Here is a 20,403-nt window from a genome sequence, read left to right on the forward strand (position 1 = left end):
ATTGATGAAATTATATCTAAATTAGTTACTTAGTTGGTGCAAAGTTTTGCATAAAACTTATTAACTCTTTTTCTGCAATAGGTTTTGAGAAGTAATAACCTTGGAGTTCATCACAACCCATCTCTTTTAATAAGTCTACATGCTCTTTAGTTTCAACACCCTCAGCTACAGTGGTAAAACCCAAAGAGTGTGCCATTGAGATTATAGCATGAACTATAGCTTTATCATCTGCATCATCTATAATGTCAAAGACAAAAGTTCTATCAATTTTGAGGCTATTTATAGGAAACTTTTTGAGATAGGATAGAGATGAGTGTCCAGTACCAAAATCATCTATGGCTATGGAGACTCCAGTTTGTTTAAGCTCGTTTAAAATCCTAAGAGTATTGTTGATATTTACCATAGAGAGTGTCTCTGTTATCTCAAACTCAACCTGAGCAGGATCTACTTCATAACGCTCAATCATAGTCGCTACAAAAGAGATTAAACTTGGATCTTGGAACTGTCTAGCAGAGAGGTTGATGGCAATTTTAAGTCCGCTTAGTCCCAATATATTTAGTTCTTGTAGTTTTGAGATGGATTTTTCTATAACGATATTACCAAGTTCAACCATCAAGCCTGTGCTCTCTGCAATATGAATAAAATCATCAGGCATAATAACTCCCTTAGTTGGATGAATCCACCTCGCTAGAGCTTCTGCTCCTGAAATAAACTCATCTTTAGCATTGACTTTTACTTGATAATATACTTCTATTTGCTCTTTGTTTTTAACTGCTTGGGTTAAGTCTTGCTCCAAATTGAGTTGTTTATCTACAAAATTTCCCATAGTTTTAGAGTAGATAGAATAACTGTTTCTACCACTATTTTTAGCCTCATACATGGCAGTATCTGCATTTCTTATAAGCTCATCAGCACTCATTCCATGTTGTGGATACAGAGCCATTCCTATACTTGAGGTTATGTAGAGTTGATGTTTGCCAATGTCGTGTTTGCCTTGAAGAGTATTTTGAACTTTTTGGGCTATGATGCGAGCATCTTCGTGTGAGTTTACTGATGGCAAAAGTATGATAAACTCATCTCCTCCTAACCTTGAGAGAGTATCGGACTCTCTTAGATGAATTTGCAATATTTTTGCAATGTGTATTAAGAGTTCATCTCCAACGCTATGGCCTAGAGTGTCGTTTATAAGCTTGAAGTGGTCAAGGTCTAAAAACATAATTGCTAAACTTGTTTTTTGTCTTTTTGCAAATTGCAAAGCTTTTTGCATTCTATCTTGAAGAAGTGTTCTATTTGCAAGCCCTGTTAGAGAGTCATAGTAAGCAAGTCGTTCTATAGTTTGCTTGTTTTTTATATCGTTGGTTATATCCATAGTTACTGCGGTTATTCTTATATGCCCACCTTGTTTTTTTCTAACTTTGCCTTTTGTTTGAACAAAAATTTCATTTTGGTTTTGAAGTGTAAGTGCATATCTTATGTTAAACTTTGAACCATTTTTTATGGCTTCTTCTAAAATATCTAAAATTCTTTTAGAGTCTTTTTTTGAGATATAAGCTAAAAAACTGTCCCAAGTTATAACAGTTCCAAATTTCACTCCTAAGATGCGGTAAACTTCATCACTTAGAGTTAGCTCTTTCTCTACAACATTGTATTCCCAGCTTCCAACTTTAGCTATCCTTTGAGCCTCTTTTAAGTGGGCTTCTTTTTGCTTGATGGTTTCATTTAATTCTTTAGTACTTTGTATATAAGACTTTAGCTTCTTTACCATTATGCCAGCAGATTTGCTTATAGTCCCTATCTCATCATTTGTGTCTATGCTAACAATGTTAGCATCTGCATCATAGGGGTTAAACTTCTCAAGCGATGAAGCGAGAAGTCTGAGCTTTTTTAAAGAGTTGTATAGTAAAAACCCAAGAAAAACACTAGCAAGCCCAAAGACAAAAACACCACCGATGAAGTATCTATAGAAATTTTGCATATATATCTGATAAGAGTCATTTGAGTAGATGAGTGTAACAGTAGCTAGTTTGTTTAAAGTACCTTGCTTGTAGATATCTTTAGTAGATGCAAAGTGAGTATCATCTTGTAGTTTTTGAATGGATTTTTCTTTTTTATAAACTAAAATAGGCTTATCAATAAGGGTTGAGTCTATCTTAATAAGTAGGATTTTTTTGTGTTTGAGATAAGGTTTAACTATGACTTCTAGTTTGTCAAAAGATCTGTTTTGTAGGTTAGTTGAGATCTCGTCATGAAGTTTTCTCTCTATAGAGGCTACTTCTTCTTTAACAAGGTATATATAGCCCTCCGAAAAAGAGTCTTTGGCTATAAAAAGAATAAAGAGTATAAAAACGCTTGATGACACAAAAAGTAGTCCAAGAGTTTTAAATGTTAAAGAAGTAAAAGATATATTCATATACAAACCAATCAAGTAAAATCCGATGATTTTACTATTTTATTTATAAAGGATAGCTTTTTTGTTATACTGCTAATGTTTTTAAAATGTAAAAAAAGAGAGAGCAAAAGATGAGTTCGCCACTAGATAGACTAAAGAGTTTAACAAATAAAATATCATCTTATGAGACAGCTAGAAAAGAGAACTTAAAAATTTTGCAAAAATTATATAAAGTTTTAGAGATAAACAAAAAAGTAAAAGAGTTTAAAGATCTTTTTGAATTTAAAGCCATAAATCTATCAGGAGCTTCGCTTTTAGCTGAGAGTTTAGGCGAGATAAAAGAGGGAAAATACCTTCAAATCCTTGCAATTAGCTACGATAAAAATGCTACTAAAAAGAGTACAAATGTCTCTTTAGCTTACTTTGGAAAAGCACAAAATGTCAATGTGCAAATAAAAGACATGGTGGTAGAGTTTATCGTAAGATATAGGTTTGAGAAGAGTTTTATGACCTTAGAAAATTACTATGACATGATAAGAGAATTTGAAGTAGATGGCTAGATTTTATTTTTTTCTATGGCTTAGATGGGCGGTGAGACTCACTCTTTGTAGCGTTGCCTTTGCAGCTCTTTTTTCATTTGTAGTTACGTTTTATATATATGTGTCGCAAGGAATGAGTGCCTTAGATAGATATATAATACAAGCACTTTTAGAGGTATTTATATTTTGGTTTGCTCTGTTTTTAAATGCGACTCTTCTCTTAGCACTCTTTAGAGGGATGAAGTATCTCTTTAATACTTGCATTTATGGTTACAAACTAACACTTCTTAGTTGCGATGCAAAAGAGGAACTTAAAGCTATAGGCTATGGAGATTTACTTAGAGTTTGGAGAAAATGGTTTATGCTAATGATATGGCTTGTAGGCTCTTTTATGATAATCTCTTTAGTTTTTACATATCTCTTTAGCACATATAGCGGCGTTTTTGAGTGGTTTAACATCTACTGGTTATATCTCTTTATCTTAGCGAGTGGCTATATCTCTTTTATCTTTATGTCGGCTAGATGCAAACGAGTGAAGGTTAGCAGATGTTAATCTTTTTAGACACAGAAACAACAGGATTAGAAGTAGCTGACAAGATATGCTCTATAGCAGTTGTATATGAAGAAAACAGAGAAGTAAAGAGTATCTACGAACTTGTAAATGAGGGCAAAAAAATCCCACCTTTAGCATCTAGCATCAACCATATAACAAACGAGATGATAAAAAACAGACCAAAGCTTCAAGATACACAAGCTTATAGGTTTTTACAAAATCACAATGATATAAATACAACTATAGTTGGACATAACATTAACTTTGATCTTAAAATGCTTAGAGTCGCGGGATTTGAGTTTTATGGCAAAGTTATAGATACCCTTCGAGCTACAAGACATCTCATAAAAGAGTGTGAGTTTTTTTCTTTACAATTTTTAAGATACGAATTAAAACTATATAAAGAAGAAAAAGAGCCACTAGTAGCCCATCATGCACTCAGTGATGCCCTAATTGCTAAGAATCTTTATAAATTGCTTTTAGAGTTGGCAAATGAGAGTGAACTTGTAAGACTCACAAGTGAGAAAGTTCTGCTTGAGAAGTTTGAGTTTGGAAAATATAATGGAAGATATATAGAAGAGATAAGCATATGTGATAGAGGATACTTGGAGTGGATGCTAGCAAATATCGTGGATCTAGATGAAGACTTACGCTATAGCATCTCTTACTATCTTGGTGGGTGAGATAAAACTATTTATCTTTGAACAAAGCTTCCAAATAATCTTAAAAGTATAAAACTTTTTTTCTCTCTTTTATGTGTATACTTAAGCTCTTTTAGTTTTGATGAAATTATAATTAATATAATATATTAAAAAAAATATTAAGCATTTTTTTATTAGCATAGCTATAGACTTACATTTATAAAACTAATATTTATTATATATGATACTTATAAATGGAGCTTTTCATGATGGATAGAAGAAAATTTTTAGCACTTTGGGGACTTAGTGCAAGTGCTTTAGCGATGAGTGGATGTAAAAATGTACAAGTACCACAGATAGATAAGCGAACAACAGGTTTACCTGAACGTGCAAAAAGAAAAGGATTTCGTGTTGTGGTTGTAGGTGGTGGTTTTGGAGGATTAAACACTGCTTCTGCAATCAAACAAAATGATCCAAATAATGAGATAGAAGTGTTGGTTATAGAAAAAAACCCATACTACTTTGCCTGTCCTATGAGCAATACACTCTTAAGCGGTAATCCGGACTTTAAAAAAGAAAACTTCCTCTTTACCTACCGTAAGGCGCAACTTGCTTATGGTTATGAAGTTCTTCATGCAGAAGTGAATGATATTGATGGAGAGAAACAAAAAGTATTTACAAATAAAGAGACTATATCTTATGATTATCTCGTTTTAGCACCAGGGATTGAATATGACTACAGAGTAGAGTTTCCTAATTGGAGTGATGCTAAAATTGCCCGAGCAAAAATTGAAGCTCCAGGTGGGCTAATTAGTGATGCTGGTGTGGAACACTCTATTTTATTAGAGCAGTTAGAGGAGTTTAAAGAGCAAGGCGCTAAGGGAGAGATAGTTATCATCCCTCAAAGAACAAAAATCTTTAGCTCTCTAGAGAAAAGTCTCTCTCACAAATCAGTGGTTAGATGTGCACCCGCATCTTATGAGAGAGCGTGTATGATAGGCGATTGGATTAAACGAAACAATCTTGTTGGTAAGGCTAAAGTAGTTGTGCTAGATAGTTCTCTCTCGCCTCAGGCTAAACCAGCCGCTTTTGCTCAAGTATTTGATGATTTATACAAGGGAGTAATCGAATATGTAGGTGGTTTTGACTTGATTGATGTAGATTTTGACACCAAAGAGATACTCTATAGAGATATTGATGATGATTTGAACTACATTGTATTAAGACGAAAATATGATATCTTAAATCTTATTCCAATTCAAAAAGCGAGTAGTGTAGTAGAGATGGCAGATATAAAAACAAATAGTTGGGGTGGGGCACTCATAGATCCAAGAAGACTTACAAGCCTTAGCGATTCTCGTATCTATGTTGTAGGAGATAGTGCCGTTCTTGCAAATAGTAAAAATGTAAGTATCCCTCCTGCGGCACAATCTGCATACTCTCTGGGAAAAGAGGTTGGTGCAATGATTGCAAATAGAGTTATAAAAAATAAGCAAACTGAGCTTAATTCTTTTGTAGTTGGATGTTCCTCTATGGTCTCTACAAAACCGCTTAAACTTGGTATAAATATAATGAAAGAGTTTGGATTTGACAAAAACAATGATATGTGGGTTCGTGATTCTTTAGAAGTAAATGAAGATGGAAAATATTATGATGAATCTGGTGGTGAAGGATTGGTTGGCTGGTTCGAAGCAATAACAGGGGATACTTTTGCTTCATTTTAAAAAAAGTATTTGAGCAAATAAGGTTAAAGCACCTAGCTATTAAAATTTACAAAACTTGATATAATGACCATGCTTAAAACCAGCAAAGGATGATTTTTATGCATGTAGTGCAATCAATGTATAGAGAAGAGATTGCGTATGATTGGAAAAAATTGATAACTAAGTTAGCATTTATAAAATGACTGTCTTGGTTCATGGCTTCTACAGAGACAAAACAGATATGTCTTATCTTCACTATGGTTTGGACTCTTTAGGATTTGAAACATTTGTAGTCAATTTGCCTAGCACTTTTGGTACATTTGAGGATATGGTAGACTCTATGGCTCTACAGCTTAAAGTATTTCAAGACAAAGAGCTCAAGATGAATTTTGTAGCACATAGCATGGGTGGTCTTATCACAAGAAGATATATCCAAACACATCCAAAGGTAAGGGTAGGGTCATGTGTATTTATATCCACTCCACACAAAGGAACTAAGCTAGCAGATATCGCAAAGAGCAAAATACCTTGGTTTTTATCTGTTTTTAGGCCTATAAAAGAACTATCAAGTGACATCTCCTACACACCATTTTTGAACAAATCATTCAAACTAGGACTTATAGCAGGGAGTAGCAATAAAGATATATTGGGACGTATTTTTATGCCAGAAAATAGCGATGGCAGGGTATCTGTAGAGTCTGCAATGTCAGATGATGCAGATGAGTTTATTATACTACCCTTTGGTCACGATGAAATTCACCATAAAGAAATAACACTGAAATATATTGTAAACTTTTTACAATTTGGTACCTTTAAATTAAAATGAATAAAAATAGTAAATCAATGACTTATAATATTAGCATTTAATATGAGGTTAAAATAGATTAAAACTATAAAAAGTTAAGTGTCGTGTGTTATACTTCTTATGAAAAAACAGTATCTACTTTTTATAAGGAAAAGCATGAAAGTTGCGGTTGAATGTAAATCTCCCTTATTGCAAAAATCATTAGAAATCTTTTTATCTTCGCACTTAAGCTCTATAAAAAACTCTCATATTGTTGTTCGTGACTATAAAGTTTTGGGCGATGATAGAGGATTTTATATCTCAAAAGATAGTGATGGAGATCTTATAAAGCCATTTTCAAAATCAAGTCTCATTATGGCTTTGCAAAAAAAATATAAAAAGATAAGTCCAAAGGTAGATGTTCATAACTTAGATATTTTAGATGAAAATGAGATGGATTTTAGTATCTTGCAAAGACGCATAGAGAGCTTGACAAAAGAGTATCAAGACAATGTTTTAAAGGCAGTTAGAGCATTTTATGAAAGATAAAAATACAAAACCACTAACAAAAAAAATAATCTCAGGTAAGTTTAAAAACAGAGTCTTAAAACTTCCATCAAAGACAACTACTCGCGCCTCAAAAGCCATAGTCTTAGAGTCCTTTTTTAACACTATTCAGTTTGATATCATAGATGCAACTTTTGTGGAAGTCTTCTCAGGAAGTGGTTCCATAGGGCTTGAAGCTTTAAGCCGTGGAGCAAAAGAGATTATCTTTATGGAAAAAGATAGAGATGCGATAAAAGTTTTAAAACAAAACATATCTTTGACTGACCCAGCTGCATGTGAAATCTTTAGTGGAGATAGCTTTGCTAATATGAAAAATGTAGTATCAAAACTTTTGAAAACCTCTCAAAAAGCTTACTTTTATGTAGATCCTCCTTTTAATATTAGAGAAGGGATGGAAGATATCTATGACAATATGGTAAAAATGTTAGCCTCAATACCAGCAGAAGTAGTAGAATCCATTATCATAGAGCATATAAGTGTCTTAGAGATACCACAAAATATGGGCCCATATAAAATTAAAAAAACTAAAAAATTTGGAAATACCACACTTACATATCTAGAAGAAGGGTTGAGCTAAGAAGTGGAATAAATATTGCTCAAACATAGCTAGTTAAAAGGACTGCTATGAAAATTTTTCTACTTCTCTTACTTACACTAAGTACTATTTGGGCTACTAAAATAAATGATGTTGCTAATATTGTAGGTGTTCGTGAAAATCAGATTATCGGTTACTCTCTTGTAGTTGGTCTTCAAAAAACAGGAGATGGGACTACTTCAAAGTTTACACTCCAGTCCATCTCAAATATGTTAAAAGCCATGAATATTGACATGAATCCTATAGATATCAAATCAAAAAATGTCGCCGCTGTTGTTGTAACTGCAAATTTAGCTCCCTTTGCTAGACAAGGAGATAAGTTTGATATAACAGTCTCCTCCATCGGGGATGCAAAATCACTAGAGGGTGGAACACTTTTGATGACTCCACTAAAAGGTGTTGATGGGAAAATTTACGCACTTGCTCAAGGTCATATAAGCATCGGTGGAAAAAACACTAGAGGAGCAGGAAGTGAGTCGCACCCAACGGTAGGAATAGTATATGAGGGCGGATTTGTAGAGCGAGAGATAAACATAGATCTCTACAATCAAGAGTACGCAAACCTTTCACTAAAGGAGTCAAACTTTAAAAACAGTGTAGCAATCCAAAGAGCTATAAATGATTTTTACAACACTCAAGTTGCAGTTGCTATGGATCCAAGAACAATTCGCCTAAAAAAACCACAAAACAAGAGTATGATAGAGTTTTTAGCTGAGGTTCAAGGCATAGATATGGATTACAAACCTAAAAACAAAATCATCATAAATGAGAGAACAGGAACTATAATTGCTGGAGTCAATATAGAAGTAAAGCCTGTAGTTTTAACTCATGGAGATATAACTATAAAGATACTTGAGCAAGATAACTTGTCACAACCAGAGGGTGCTTTGACGGTGGATAATGACTTAGTCATTGGATTAAACCAAAATGAACTTTATACAAAAAGAGGAACTACTACTGTAGCAAATGTAGTTCGTTCACTTCAAAAGTTAGGAGCTACTCCAAAAGATATCATAGCTATACTTGAAGCTATGAAGAGTGCTGGAAGCATCTCAGCACAATTAAAGGTTATGTAAAATTTTATGAGAGGGAAAAATAATGTATAGTAACTCTATAGACGCACAAGCCCAGATGATGTCTAAAAATATGAATATTCCTAAGATAGATGAAAATTCTAAAGAAGACAAACTAAGAGAACAGACTGATGCTTTTGAATCTGTAATACTTAAGATGCTGATGGACAATGCTATGAAAGATGAGAAAAATCTCTTTACCGAGCAAAATGATCCAGGTGAGAAGATTTATAAGTCCATGTACAGAGACGAGCTTGCAAAAGCAAGTGCTGGTGGATTTGGTTTTTCACAGATGCTTTATGACTTTTTGAGCGAGAAACGCTAGATATTAGGTTGAAGTATTTTTGAGTTTTGTCGATATAGATGTAATATGAAAAAGTCTATGATGACAAAAAAAGGATGAGTGATGATTTCTCAACTAAATAGTTCTGCTATTCGCAGTTTGCACGCTAGTAATTTTGGTGAGTCAAAAGAAGCTGGTAAAACTAATACAAATATAACAAAACAAGGTGATACGAGCAAAATCGAGCGTATAAAAGAAGCGATTGATTCGGGTGAGTATAAAATCAACCTAGAAGAACTCTCAAAAAAGATAGCACAAGAGTTACTTTAGGTTTAAGATAAAGATAGGAGTTAAAATGTTGTCTCATCATTTACAGGGAGCGTTAGCTGATTTAAGAGATTTGATACAAATTACAGAGTCTGATATTGCAGATATTAAAGAAGCTAAAAATGATCCGCAATTTGATAGGTTGTCATTGAAAGAGGAAAAATTAAAAAGTTTTGAGACTAAAAAAGCTATGATTGACCATGAGATATCTTCTTTGATGAGTAAAAACCCTGATATGGATCTCCCACAACTCCTAAGTAAAGAGCAACATAGCCAGTTAGATGACCTAAAAATAGAACTAAACAAGCTAAGAGATGTAAATAAACACTACGCAAGACTTGTTTTAGTAGTTAGTAACTTGTACAACACATTTTTGGAAAAAATAGTACCAACAGAGATGCAGGGTTACAGCAAAGTGGCATCTAAAAACTCATCTATCTTGCAAGTGAGAGTGTAATATGGCATCTATATTTAACGCATTGCATATTGGTTATACAGGGTTACAAGTAGCTCAAACAGGTATCAATACGACTGGGCATAATATTTCAAACGCAGAAGTTGAGGGTTATAGCAGACAAAGAGTTGTCGCAAAAGCAGCTACTCCACTTAGTACGTACCCTGGAAATGTTGGAAATGGTGCTGAGGTTCAAGATATCAAAAGAATCTTTGATAACTTTGTTTTTGATAGATATAGTGCAGTATCTAGAGATAAAGAGTATAGTGATTTTGAGAAAAAAACTCTAGATGAACTCTCAACTTATTTTCCAGAGATCGACGGAGTTGGTATAAAAGCTGACTTGACAAAGTATTATGATATGTGGCAAACATTTGCTGATAACCCTGATAATGATGCGATAAAACTAGCACTTACAACTCAGACAGAGACGCTAACACAACACATTTCATCTACGCAAAATCAAGTAAAGTCTCTCCAAAGTCAACTAAATGACCAACTTAGCGTAAATATAAATGAAGTTAATTCTATAGCTCAAAAGATAGCGGATATAAACAAGTCAATAGATATTGCAGAAGCTGGGGATACATTTACAGCAAATGACTTAAGAGACCAAAGAAATGTCTTAGAGAGAAGCTTATCTAAACTTATTGGGGCTGAAGTAAACTCAGGAGAATTAACATCAAATATACAAATAGATAGTTCATCAAATACAAAAACAGGAAGTTATAGCATCCATGTAAATGGCTTTAATATAGTAGATGGAAACACGCATCACCCTATACATATCTCTAATGAAGATAATCCAAATGGCTTTTATGAAGTGGCATATGAGAGGCAAGATGGTACTCTTATACCTATGGATGAAAAAATTAATGGCGGAGTTGTAGGCTCAATACTGAATCTTCGTGGAGGATCTATTGATACGACTAGTGGCATGCCAACTGATGGAGTTATCCAAAATGTAATATCTCAAATGGACGCTTTTGCAAAAGGACTTATAGAGTCAACTAACAACATTTACGCAAGAGCTGCTACAACCAAAATGGAGTCAAATGAGACAACTTTAAATTCTACAGATGCTATTATGAACTCACTAAATATAAATGAAGGCACTTTTAGCGTAGTAGTATATGATATAGATGGAAATGTAACATCATCTAGAGATATAACTATAAATCAGGCAACTACTATGACTGGAGCAGTTGGTTCAAACTCTATCCAAGGTCAATTAGAAGCACAAAAGGATGACAATGCCGATGGTAACGCTAACAATGATATAGATGACTTTATAAGCTTTAATTGGGCGTCGTTTAAAAATGGAAAAAGTGGAATGGAGCTTACTCTTGATCCTGCTGCAGAGTCAAAAGGTTACACTTTTGCTCTTCATGATACTTTAAAAAATGACTCTTATAAATCAGGAACTAACTTTGCAGGAGCTATGGGGTTAAACAGATATTTTGATGGAGATGATGCACAAAGTATAGAACTAAATTATGCAATAGCCAACGATCCTACTTTGGTATCGGCTGGACAAACTCCTTCATCTGGAGATAATGTTGTAGCACTAAACATGGTTCAACATCAGTATGAAAAATTTGATTTTCAAGTTGGTTCTCAAAAGTATGATCTAACAACTTATGCTATGTTTGATTTAACAGCTACAGAAGTTGGTAGTAAAACTATGGCGGCAACTCTAAGAAATGAGACTATTACAACGCAATTTAGAGCTACAGAGATGGAGTATGATTCAGTCTCTAAAGTTAGTATAGATGAAGAGATGACAAACTTAATTAAATATCAAACTTCATATGGTGCTGCTGCAAAGGTTATTACTACAGTTGATCAAATGATGACTACACTTCTTGGCATCAAGCAATAAAGAAGATGCCAAAAGTTAGCATCGCAATTCTGTTTTGCATCTTTACTTTTTCTTTTTTTGGCTCTATTTTTTATGGAGTTGATGCTTACGCACTACAAAGTAACTCTATACTTGTTCCTCCATCACTAGAACATCCCCTAGGAACTGATAGACTAGGCAGAGATATATTAGCTAGACTTATAGAGGGTGGAAAAATCTCACTTATCATTGGTGTTGGTAGTGCTTTTATAGCTTCCATGATAGGTTTGATACTTGGCTCGATGGCAGGCTACTTTAGAGGAGCAGTTGATAAATCTTTTGTCATTATAGTTGATCTTTTTTTAACGTTTCCTACATTTTTTTTACTTCTTGCTCTTGTGAGTTATGTAAATGCCTCTGCATGGGTTTTAATAATTATCATCTCCATCACAGGTTGGATGACAACTGCTAGACTTATCCGCTCAGAGAGTTTTAGCATCACAAGCCAACCATATGTAAAGATACTAAACATAGCAAAAGTATCTAAAATAAAGATACTTTTTAAGTACTACACACCTCTTTTAGCTCCCATCTACTTTGTAAGCTTTACTTTTGGAGTTGGCGGAGCAATACTCGCAGAGTCAGGACTTAGTTTTTTAGGTCTTGGCATTGTAGCTCCTCAGATGAGTTGGGGTACAATTTTAAGCGGAGGAAAAGAGGTTATAGAGATAGCGTGGTGGGTTAGTTTTTTTCCAGGTTTGATGATATTTTTAGTAACCTTTTCACTTATAAATATCTCTAACTATCTCCAACAACTCACAAATCAAAAACAGATACAGAGCTAAAGGCCAATAATGAAAGAGAGAAATTTTGGTTACGTATTTATAGTTTGTGCAAGTGTTATAATTATTTTAGCAGGTATAAAAAGTGCTTCAGAGATAGTTGTACCATTTTTACTCTCGCTTTTCATCGCTATAATTCTCTCTCCATTTTATAACTATTTTAACAAAAAGGGATTGCCAAATGCCCTATCACTCACTTTAGTTATGAGTATATTTGTAATATTTTTGTTACTTGTGGCAAAGCTTATTGGCTCTTCAGTTCAAGAGTTTAGCTCAAACATCTATATTTATGAACAACAACTCTCAAGTAGTTTTGATAAACTTTTTGAGATTTTTACGAGTATGGGATTTGATCTGCCAAAGAGCGAACTCTTAAGCATTATAGACCCAAAGCAGATTATGCAACTCTCAAGTGGCATAGTTCAAGGCATTGGTTCTATGTTTACAAACGGTTTCGTGATTTTACTAAGTGTTATTTTCATGCTCTTAGAATCAGAGCATTTTACTCAAAGAATAGCGTTTGCAAGTGGCGACAGAGGTATGAAAGAAAACATACAAGAGATAGTTAAAAAGATTAAAAGGTATATGGTTTTAAAAGCACTTATATCTCTTTTTACAGCTTTGGTTATATATGTAGCACTTTTACTCATTGGTACAGACTACGCTTTTCTTTGGGCAGTTTTGGCTTTTATGTTAAACTTCATTCCAAATATTGGCTCAATTATAGCTGCAATCCCAGTTGTACTATTAACTCTTGTACAACTCGGCTCTCTAAGTGCAGCTATAGTAAGTCTATTATATATAGTTATAAATGTTGTGATTGGATCTGTGATAGAGCCAAAAGTTATGGGTAAAGATTTAGGGCTTTCAACTTTGGTAGTCTTTTTATCACTTATCTTTTGGGGATGGCTACTTGGAATTGTGGGAATGCTACTCTCTATTCCACTTACGATGATGGCAAAAATTGTCTTTGATTCTAATAGGGAAACAAAATTTATAGCAGTTTTACTTGGTTCTGCGGATAATTTAGTAGAAAAAAAGTAAAATAAAAGAGTAATGAAGATAGACTCTTGCTTTAAAATATTTCAAGGCTTAATATGTCAAAAAACAATGAAAAAATTAAAAAATGTCTCTTTCCAGCAGCCGGCTATGGAACAAGATTTCTACCAGCTACGAAAGCTATCCCAAAAGAGATGCTACCTGTTCTTACAAAACCACTTCTTCAATATGGTGTAGAAGAGGCTATTGAAGCCGAGATTGAGACTATGGCAATAGTTACAGGGAGAGGAAAAAGGGCTATTGAAGATCATTTTGATATCTCTTATGAGTTAGAGCATCAGATAAAAGGAACTTCAAAAGAGCACTACTTAGATGAGATACGAGATGTTCTTACGAAGTGTACATTTTCATATACAAGACAGCTAGAGATGAAAGGTTTAGGACATGCTATAGCAAGTGGTGAGACACTTATTGGAGATGAACCTTTTGCAGTAATACTCGCAGATGATTTGTGTGATAATGGTGGAGATGCAGTCCTCACTCAAATGGTAAAACTTTATGAAAAGTACAAGTGTAGTATAGTAGCAGTCCAAGAGATTTTACAAAAAGATACTAGCAAGTATGGGGTTATAGCTGGTGATACTATAGAAGATGGCATTATAAGAGTTAGTGATATGGTAGAAAAACCGCAGCCTGAGCTTGCTCCATCAAACCTAGCCATCATAGGAAGATATATACTAACCCCAGATATTTTTGATATCCTAAAAGAGACAAAAGCTGGAAAAGGTGGAGAGATACAGATAACAGATGCCCTCTTGGCTCAAGCAAAAAAAGGTGGAGTAATAGCTTACAAGTTTAAGGGTAAAAGATTTGACTGCGGAAGCGTAGATGGCTTTGTAGAAGCCACAAATTATTTTTATGATAAACAAAAGAATGGATAAAAAGATGATTTTAATGATAGACAACTACGATAGCTTTACTTATAATGTGGTTGAGTATTGTAGAGAATTAGGTGCAGATTTAAAAATTATTAGAAATGATGAGATGAGTTTAGAAGAGATAGAGGCACTAAACCCTAAAAAAATAATCATCTCACCCGGTCCTGCGACTCCAGATGAAGCTGGTGTGACCTTAAGTGTAATAGAACATTTTAAAGATAAAGTGCCGATTTTGGGTATCTGTTTAGGCCATCAAAGCATAGCACAAGCTTTTGGAGGAAATGTAGTTCGAGCAAAAAACATGATGCATGGTAAGACTTCAACTATGAAAGTAGTAAAAGAGTGTGAGATATTTAAAGGTATTCCAAAAGAGTTTATAGCTACAAGGTATCACTCTTTGATAGTTGATAAAGATGTGCTTTCAAAAGATATAGAACCAACTGCATATAGTACAGATGATGGTGAGATAATGGCTCTAAAGATAAAAGATAGAGCTATTTATGGAGTCCAGTTTCATCCAGAGTCCATCATGAGTGAGTATGGACATGAGATAATAGGAAATTTTTTAAAACTATGAAATATAGAATCATCTTATTCTTAATCCTAGGAATAGATGCCGCAATACTTCTCTTTGAGACATCTTCACTCTCCATCTCTTACAGAGAGTCTATGATTTTGTATGAAGAGTTCTCTTTTTTAAGCTTTCTAGCAAATATTTCTATCTACTTCTTTGGTACAAATGATTTTGCTCTTAGGCTTCCTATGATTATACTACATCTCCTTAGTGCAATGCTACTCTATAAAATATCAAAAGAGTATGTGCAAAAAGAAAAAATCAGACTATGGTTAGTATTTGTTTTTGTTCTATTGCCAGGCGTTGTAAGCTCAGCCATCATACTTAACAATGCAGGATTCATTATATTTGGACTTCTGCTTTTTGTCTATATATATAAAAATTTCTCTATAAAATTTACATACTTCCTTTTGACTATCTACGCTTTAGTAGCAGGAGAATTTGTTTATCTTTTCTTAGCACTTAGTATTTATGCTATTTATAAAAAAGAGAAAAATTTTTTCATCTTCAATATAGTTACATTTTTTATCTCAATATTTTTGTATGAGATTGACACAGGAGGTCGACCACAAGGGCACTTCTTAGATGCTATAGGTGTTTATAGCGCAATATTTACTCCCATAGTTTTTATCTATTTGTTTTATATATTGTATAGAAGATATTTGACCAAAGATGTAGAAATATTGTGGTTCATAACAGCAGTACCATTTTTATTGTCTTTGGTTTTATCTTTTAGACAAAGAATAGAGTTAGAAGCTTTTGCACCATATCTTATACTAGCACTTGTCTTAGCTGCACAAACATTTTATCACTCGTATAGAGTTAGACTAAAGATGTTTAGAACAAAGTATAGGATAACATTTATGATATCTCTTGCCTTTCTTATATTAAACACCTTAGTAGTTTTTTTCAACAAAGAGCTTTATCCCTATTTGAGTAAACCTAGAAATCACTTCGCATATAATATGCATGTGGCAAAAGAGTTAGCGACTGAGCTTAAAAACAGAGGCATAGAATGTGTTGATACAGAGTATAAAATGGCAAGTAGATTGCGCTTCTATGGTGTAACTAATTGCAACACATATAGGTTGACACAAGTCTCAAAAATTGTAAAAAATAAAGACATTGTAACTATTAGTTACAAAAATATACCTGTTTACAATGCTTATGTTACTAAAATAAACACTAATTAAATCTATAGAGCCCAGCTAAGCAAGTAGACAAGGTATTTTAATAACATGTGATAGAATTGCACACAAATAACAAAATAGGGAGTTGCAAATGGCTCAAAAAGCGATTAGAGAATATGATGCAAAGTCGATTTTAGCAAAGCATTGGGATAAATACTTTCCAGATTTTACATATGCTTATGAAACTGTAATGGTTCAAAATGGATCAGAATTAAAAAAAGCCGCAAAAGAAAATACATGGTTAAAAGACAAAAAGTTAGTGGCAAAGCCAGATATGCTTTTTGGTAAAAGAGGTAAAAATGATTTAGTTCTTTTTAAAGACTCAAAGCCAGGTGATGTTAGTTTGGCTAAAGCTGCAACTTGGATAGATGAGAAATCATCAAAAAAGCAATCTGTTTATTTTTCATTTGATGGAGATGCTCCTGTAGGCGAAGCGAATGTTGATATGCTTACTCACTTTATTGTTGAGCCATTTACTCCGCACAAACAAGAAGAAGAGTACTATATTTCAGCTACTTGTGTAGGTGACTCGGATATGCTTTATATGTCTGCTGAGGGCGGTATGGAAGTTGAAGAGGGTTGGGAAGAAAAAGTAACAGAAGTTGCATTTGATATAACTGAGAGTGAAGAAGAGATAGCTAAGAAAATCAAAGCTAATATCCCTAAAGATGTTGCAAAAGACGACAAAGATGCATTTACAAAATTTGCGATAGGCTTTTTTAGAGCATATAGAGAGTTAAATTTTGCATATTTAGAAATAAACCCATTTGTACTCCAAGGCAAAAAGATAGAACTTCTTGATATGGTTGCAAAGCTTGATGATACAGCAGGTTTTATGATGGTAGAAGAGTGGGGAGATGTTGAGTATCCTACTGCATTTGGCATGGAGTCAAAATCACCAGAAGTAGAAGCGATAGAAGCTGCTGATGCAAAAACAGGCGCTTCACTAAAGCTTACTCTATTAAAGCCAGATGCTAGAATCTGGACAATGGTAGCAGGAGGCGGGGCGTCAGTTGTTTATGCTGATACTATTGCAGATTTGGCTGGCATAGAAGATTTGGCGAATTATGGAGAGTACTCAGGTGGACCAACTACTGGCGAGACGAAGTTTTATGCAGAGACAATACTTGATCTGATGACTAGAAAAAAAGATGCAAAGGGCAGAGATAAAATCTTAATTATTGGTGGAGCCATTGCTAACTTTACTGATGTTGCTAAAACTTTTACAGGTATCATCCAAGCATTTGAAAACTATGCAGATAAAATGAAAGAGATAGGAATTAAGATTTATGTTCGCCGTGGCGGACCAAACTATGAAAAAGGTCTAAAAGATATTAAAGAAGCAGCAGATAGACTTGGACTTTATATAGAAGTTTATGGACCAGAGACACATGTTACAGACATCGTGCGTATGGCATTAGCGAAGTAGGGAGAGAAAATGGCACAATTATTTACTAAAAAAACACAAGCAATCTTTTGGAACAATAACAAAACTGCAATCCAAAGAATGCTAGATTATGACTACACTATAAAAAGAGAGACTCCATCGGTAGCAGCGATTGTAGCGCCTACAAGTTCAAATAAGTTTGAGAAGTTTTTTTATGGTTCAGATGAGATTATGATACCACTTTATAAATCAACAGCAGATGCAAAGGCTGCTCAACCTCAGGCTGATGTACTTCTAAATTTTGCATCTTTTAGAACAGCTTATGATGTAACTATGGAAGCTTTAAACCTTGGTGGTTTTAGATCCATCATGATAACAGCTGAGGGTATTCCTGAAAGACTTGCTCGAGGGATGAATGCACACGCAAGAAGTTTAGGTGTGACAGTTATTGGACCTGCTACTGTTGGTGGTATAGCTCCAGGGGCATTTAAGATTGCAAATGTTGGCGGAACAATAGAAAATATAGTTCAATCTAAACTTCACCGTGCAGGTTCATGTGGACTTGTAACTCGTTCAGGTGGTCTCTTTAATGAGCTTTCAAACATTATTTCTTTAAATGCTGATGGCATCGCTGAGGGCGTGGCTATTGGTGGAGATAGATTTGTAGGCTCTGTTTTTATTGATCATCTACTTAGAATGGAAGCTAATCCTGAAGTTAAATATATGTTACTTCTAGGTGAAGTTGGCGGTACTGAAGAGTATAAAGTAATAGAAGCAGTCAAAGAGGGCAAACTCAAAAAACCTATTATTGCATGGTGTATTGGTACAATTGCTAAACATTATGATAGTGGTGTTCAGTTTGGTCATGCAGGTGCATCTGCTAATGATGATAGAGAAACAGCTGAGGCTAAAAATGCTGCAATGAAAGCAGTTGGCATCCATGTTCCTGCATCATTTAATGATTTACCAGAGATAATAAGCGGTATATATAGTGAACTTCATGCTGAGGGTATTATAAAAGATATCAAAGAGCCAGCACTAAATATTGTACCAAAATCAAGAAGAAGCAAAGAGTTTATCTGTACTATTTCTGATGATAGAGGTGAAGAAGCACACTATTGTGGTTATCCAATAAGCTCAGTTGCAACCCCAGACACAGGCTTTACTATAGGCGATGTTATGAGTATCTTGTGGTTTAAAAAGAGATATCCAAGATGGGCTGTTGACTTTTTAGAAACTGTACTTAAAACTGTGGCAGATCATGGTCCAGCAGTCTCTGGTGCTCACAATGCAAAAGTAACAGCTAGAGCTGGCAAAGATGTTATTAGTTCACTTATAGCTGGACTACTTACCATTGGTCCAAGATTTGGTGGAGCAATAGATGGTGCCGCTAAGTATTTTAAATATGCTGAGGATAATAAACTTAGCCCAAAAGAGTTCTTAGCATATATGAAAAAAGAGGGAGTTCCAATTCCTGGTATTGGTCACCGTATCAAGTCTCTTAAGAACCCAGATTTAAGAGTAGAAGGACTTAAAAAGTTTGCAAAAGAGAACTTTCCATCAACTCCATTGTTAGATTATGCTTTAACAGTAGAGCAGTTAACAACATCTAAAAAAGAGAATCTAATACTAAATGTTGACGGAACTATCGGTATTTTGATGGTAGATATGTGGAGATCACTAGCGTATAGTGATGAAGAAATTGATGTATTTATCGACGCAGGTGCTTTAAATGCTTTCTTTATCCTAGGTAGATCTATAGGTTTTATTGGTCATATCTTAGATGAGAAAAGACTTGCTATGCCAATGTATAGACATCCAATGGATGATATACTCTACGATGTTCAAAAAGCTCCAGAGCTTTAATCTTCTATATTTGAGGGGTTTAAACTCCTCAAATACTTTCTTACAAATTCAATTATAATTTAACATTTCAGTAATTTTGATATAATTAGTCACTTAAAACCTAAAAGGGTGTCTTATGAAAAAAGCATTCACAATGATGGAGCTTATTTTTGTACTTATTGTTATTGGTATCTTAGCTGCAGTAATCTTGCCAGAGATGAAGTCAAACAAATTAAGAGAAGCAGCGATTCAAGTCGTATCACATATTAGGTATACTCAGCATCTAGCTATGGTCGATGATAAGTTTGATGTGAATGATGCTGATTGGTATAAAAAAAGATGGCAAATTCAGTTTAATAAAACTATAGAAGGCGAAGATATTTGGGCATATACTATTTATAGTGATGAAACATTAAGTGATAATGCTAATGCTATTAATGAAATTGCAAGAGATCCTCAAAACTCGAATCAATATATGAGTGGAGGTGCTTCAGGTTTTATTCTTTTAGGTGATATTAGAAGAAATAAAAAAATGGCATTGCAAGAAACATACGATATAACAAATGTTTCATTTTCAAATTGTGGCTCGACCGCAAGGCGTATTACATTTGATCACATAGGTCGTCCACTTTTCGGTAATCCAAATAGTGCAAATAGTATATATGAAAGAGTAATAACTGACACATGCAATATTAGATTGACGCATTCAAGTGGAGATATAGTAAATATAGCTATAGAACCAGAAACAGGCTATGCACATATACTTTAAAATAGCTAGCAAAAAGCTAGTTATTTAAAGCAAAAAACAACAAATAAAAAAAGTATTTAAACTTCCTCCCACTTTAAGAAACTATTAAGCAACATCCTCCTATAATTCCCC

The 20,403-nt window shown here is 34.2% G+C and carries 21 protein-coding genes; 20 read left to right on the plus strand and 1 reads right to left on the minus strand.

Annotated features, from left to right (window positions below; translation table 11 throughout):
* Nucleotides 1-25 precede the first annotated feature (25 nt).
* A complete protein-coding gene (locus M947_RS15860) occupies nucleotides 26-2,410 on the minus strand; it encodes an EAL domain-containing protein (RefSeq protein ID WP_021287046.1) in 2,385 nt (794 codons plus the stop codon).
* Nucleotides 2,411-2,520: 110 nt separating this feature from the next.
* Here M947_RS15860 and M947_RS15865 point away from each other — a divergent pair, with 110 nt between their 5' ends.
* From M947_RS15865 to M947_RS15960, 20 genes are all read left to right on the plus strand, one after another.
* Nucleotides 2,521-2,949, plus strand: a complete 429-nt coding sequence (locus M947_RS15865) for a hypothetical protein (RefSeq protein ID WP_021287047.1) — start codon at nucleotides 2,521-2,523, stop codon at nucleotides 2,947-2,949.
* The gene (locus M947_RS15870) at nucleotides 2,942-3,481 is read left to right on the plus strand and encodes a hypothetical protein (RefSeq protein ID WP_021287048.1); all 540 of its coding nucleotides are present in this window, start codon (nucleotides 2,942-2,944) and stop codon (nucleotides 3,479-3,481) included. Before M947_RS15865 ends, M947_RS15870 begins: the two co-directional genes overlap by 8 nt.
* The gene (locus M947_RS15875; protein ID WP_021287049.1) at nucleotides 3,475-4,164 is read left to right on the plus strand and encodes an exonuclease domain-containing protein; all 690 of its coding nucleotides are present in this window, start codon (nucleotides 3,475-3,477) and stop codon (nucleotides 4,162-4,164) included. Before M947_RS15870 ends, M947_RS15875 begins: the two co-directional genes overlap by 7 nt.
* Before the next feature lie 227 nt (nucleotides 4,165-4,391).
* Nucleotides 4,392-5,846 (plus strand): FAD-dependent oxidoreductase, encoded by a 1,455-nt coding sequence (locus M947_RS15880; protein ID WP_162139346.1) that lies wholly within the window; start codon nucleotides 4,392-4,394, stop codon nucleotides 5,844-5,846.
* Between the two features lie 178 nt (nucleotides 5,847-6,024).
* On the plus strand, nucleotides 6,025-6,651 hold the full coding sequence (locus tag M947_RS15885) for an alpha/beta fold hydrolase (RefSeq protein WP_021287051.1): 627 nt from the start codon (nucleotides 6,025-6,027) through the stop codon (nucleotides 6,649-6,651).
* 135 nt (nucleotides 6,652-6,786) lie between these two features.
* On the plus strand, nucleotides 6,787-7,158 hold the full coding sequence (locus M947_RS15890; protein WP_021287052.1) for a hypothetical protein: 372 nt from the start codon (nucleotides 6,787-6,789) through the stop codon (nucleotides 7,156-7,158).
* Nucleotides 7,148-7,753: a 16S rRNA (guanine(966)-N(2))-methyltransferase RsmD gene (gene rsmD, locus M947_RS15895; protein WP_021287053.1), complete on the plus strand. Its 606-nt coding sequence runs from the start codon at nucleotides 7,148-7,150 to the stop codon at nucleotides 7,751-7,753. The genes M947_RS15890 and rsmD overlap by 11 nt, the downstream gene beginning before the upstream one ends.
* Nucleotides 7,754-7,800: 47 nt before the next feature.
* Nucleotides 7,801-8,847, plus strand: coding sequence for a flagellar basal body P-ring protein FlgI (locus M947_RS15900; protein ID WP_021287054.1), 1,047 nt, complete (start codon nucleotides 7,801-7,803; stop codon nucleotides 8,845-8,847).
* Nucleotides 8,848-8,869: 22 nt separating this feature from the next.
* Nucleotides 8,870-9,169 (plus strand): rod-binding protein, encoded by a 300-nt coding sequence (locus M947_RS15905; protein ID WP_021287055.1) that lies wholly within the window; start codon nucleotides 8,870-8,872, stop codon nucleotides 9,167-9,169.
* A gap of 81 nt (nucleotides 9,170-9,250) precedes the next feature.
* Complete coding sequence (locus tag M947_RS15910; protein WP_021287056.1) at nucleotides 9,251-9,457, plus strand: flagellar biosynthesis anti-sigma factor FlgM; 207 nt, start codon at nucleotides 9,251-9,253, stop codon at nucleotides 9,455-9,457.
* A gap of 25 nt (nucleotides 9,458-9,482) precedes the next feature.
* A complete protein-coding gene (locus tag M947_RS15915; protein WP_021287057.1) occupies nucleotides 9,483-9,911 on the plus strand; it encodes a hypothetical protein in 429 nt (142 codons plus the stop codon).
* Nucleotide 9,912: 1 nt separating this feature from the next.
* Complete coding sequence (gene flgK / locus M947_RS15920; RefSeq protein ID WP_021287058.1) at nucleotides 9,913-11,790, plus strand: flagellar hook-associated protein FlgK; 1,878 nt, start codon at nucleotides 9,913-9,915, stop codon at nucleotides 11,788-11,790.
* Nucleotides 11,791-11,795: 5 nt separating this feature from the next.
* Entirely contained in the window at nucleotides 11,796-12,593 is a 798-nt protein-coding gene (locus tag M947_RS15925; protein ID WP_021287059.1) for an ABC transporter permease, read from the plus strand.
* Nucleotides 12,594-12,602: 9 nt separating this feature from the next.
* Entirely contained in the window at nucleotides 12,603-13,634 is a 1,032-nt protein-coding gene (locus M947_RS15930) for an AI-2E family transporter (protein WP_021287060.1), read from the plus strand.
* Nucleotides 13,635-13,687: 53 nt separating this feature from the next.
* Complete coding sequence (gene galU / locus M947_RS15935) at nucleotides 13,688-14,530, plus strand: UTP--glucose-1-phosphate uridylyltransferase GalU (protein WP_021287061.1); 843 nt, start codon at nucleotides 13,688-13,690, stop codon at nucleotides 14,528-14,530.
* A 4-nt stretch (nucleotides 14,531-14,534) separates the two neighbouring features.
* The gene (locus tag M947_RS15940) at nucleotides 14,535-15,104 is read left to right on the plus strand and encodes an anthranilate synthase component II (RefSeq protein ID WP_031347881.1); all 570 of its coding nucleotides are present in this window, start codon (nucleotides 14,535-14,537) and stop codon (nucleotides 15,102-15,104) included.
* Nucleotides 15,101-16,294 carry a cation-translocating P-type ATPase gene (locus tag M947_RS15945; protein ID WP_021287063.1) on the plus strand — a complete coding sequence of 398 codons (1,194 nt, stop codon included), beginning with the start codon at nucleotides 15,101-15,103 and terminating at the stop codon, nucleotides 16,292-16,294. Before M947_RS15940 ends, M947_RS15945 begins: the two co-directional genes overlap by 4 nt.
* Nucleotides 16,295-16,382: 88 nt before the next feature.
* A complete protein-coding gene (locus M947_RS15950) occupies nucleotides 16,383-17,720 on the plus strand; it encodes an ATP citrate lyase citrate-binding domain-containing protein (protein WP_021287064.1) in 1,338 nt (445 codons plus the stop codon).
* Nucleotides 17,721-17,729: 9 nt separating this feature from the next.
* Entirely contained in the window at nucleotides 17,730-19,544 is a 1,815-nt protein-coding gene (locus M947_RS15955) for a citrate/2-methylcitrate synthase (protein WP_021287065.1), read from the plus strand.
* Nucleotides 19,545-19,659: 115 nt separating this feature from the next.
* Nucleotides 19,660-20,292 (plus strand): pilus assembly FimT family protein, encoded by a 633-nt coding sequence (locus tag M947_RS15960; RefSeq protein ID WP_021287066.1) that lies wholly within the window; start codon nucleotides 19,660-19,662, stop codon nucleotides 20,290-20,292.
* The last annotated feature ends 111 nt before the right edge of the window (nucleotides 20,293-20,403 follow it).

The organism is Sulfurimonas hongkongensis (assembly GCF_000445475.1).
Taxonomy (GTDB): Bacteria; Campylobacterota; Campylobacteria; order Campylobacterales; family Sulfurimonadaceae; genus Sulfurimonas; species Sulfurimonas hongkongensis.

Excerpts from the sequence above, each read along its gene's own strand:
- M947_RS15860 (WP_021287046.1), bottom strand. The coding sequence starts at position 2,410 with ATGAATATATCTTTTACTTCTTTAACATTTAAAACTCTTGGACTACTT.
- M947_RS15865 (WP_021287047.1), top strand. The coding sequence starts at position 2,521 with ATGAGTTCGCCACTAGATAGACTAAAGAGTTTAACAAATAAAATATCA.
- M947_RS15870 (WP_021287048.1), top strand. The coding sequence starts at position 2,942 with ATGGCTAGATTTTATTTTTTTCTATGGCTTAGATGGGCGGTGAGACTC.
- M947_RS15875 (WP_021287049.1), top strand. The coding sequence starts at position 3,475 with ATGTTAATCTTTTTAGACACAGAAACAACAGGATTAGAAGTAGCTGAC.
- M947_RS15880 (WP_162139346.1), top strand. The coding sequence starts at position 4,392 with ATGGATAGAAGAAAATTTTTAGCACTTTGGGGACTTAGTGCAAGTGCT.
- M947_RS15885 (WP_021287051.1), top strand. The coding sequence starts at position 6,025 with ATGACTGTCTTGGTTCATGGCTTCTACAGAGACAAAACAGATATGTCT.
- M947_RS15890 (WP_021287052.1), top strand. The coding sequence starts at position 6,787 with ATGAAAGTTGCGGTTGAATGTAAATCTCCCTTATTGCAAAAATCATTA.
- rsmD (WP_021287053.1), top strand. The coding sequence starts at position 7,148 with ATGAAAGATAAAAATACAAAACCACTAACAAAAAAAATAATCTCAGGT.
- M947_RS15900 (WP_021287054.1), top strand. The coding sequence starts at position 7,801 with ATGAAAATTTTTCTACTTCTCTTACTTACACTAAGTACTATTTGGGCT.
- M947_RS15905 (WP_021287055.1), top strand. The coding sequence starts at position 8,870 with ATGTATAGTAACTCTATAGACGCACAAGCCCAGATGATGTCTAAAAAT.
- M947_RS15910 (WP_021287056.1), top strand. The coding sequence starts at position 9,251 with ATGATTTCTCAACTAAATAGTTCTGCTATTCGCAGTTTGCACGCTAGT.
- M947_RS15915 (WP_021287057.1), top strand. The coding sequence starts at position 9,483 with ATGTTGTCTCATCATTTACAGGGAGCGTTAGCTGATTTAAGAGATTTG.
- flgK (WP_021287058.1), top strand. The coding sequence starts at position 9,913 with ATGGCATCTATATTTAACGCATTGCATATTGGTTATACAGGGTTACAA.
- M947_RS15925 (WP_021287059.1), top strand. The coding sequence starts at position 11,796 with ATGCCAAAAGTTAGCATCGCAATTCTGTTTTGCATCTTTACTTTTTCT.
- M947_RS15930 (WP_021287060.1), top strand. The coding sequence starts at position 12,603 with ATGAAAGAGAGAAATTTTGGTTACGTATTTATAGTTTGTGCAAGTGTT.
- galU (WP_021287061.1), top strand. The coding sequence starts at position 13,688 with ATGTCAAAAAACAATGAAAAAATTAAAAAATGTCTCTTTCCAGCAGCC.
- M947_RS15940 (WP_031347881.1), top strand. The coding sequence starts at position 14,535 with ATGATTTTAATGATAGACAACTACGATAGCTTTACTTATAATGTGGTT.
- M947_RS15945 (WP_021287063.1), top strand. The coding sequence starts at position 15,101 with ATGAAATATAGAATCATCTTATTCTTAATCCTAGGAATAGATGCCGCA.
- M947_RS15950 (WP_021287064.1), top strand. The coding sequence starts at position 16,383 with ATGGCTCAAAAAGCGATTAGAGAATATGATGCAAAGTCGATTTTAGCA.
- M947_RS15955 (WP_021287065.1), top strand. The coding sequence starts at position 17,730 with ATGGCACAATTATTTACTAAAAAAACACAAGCAATCTTTTGGAACAAT.
- M947_RS15960 (WP_021287066.1), top strand. The coding sequence starts at position 19,660 with ATGAAAAAAGCATTCACAATGATGGAGCTTATTTTTGTACTTATTGTT.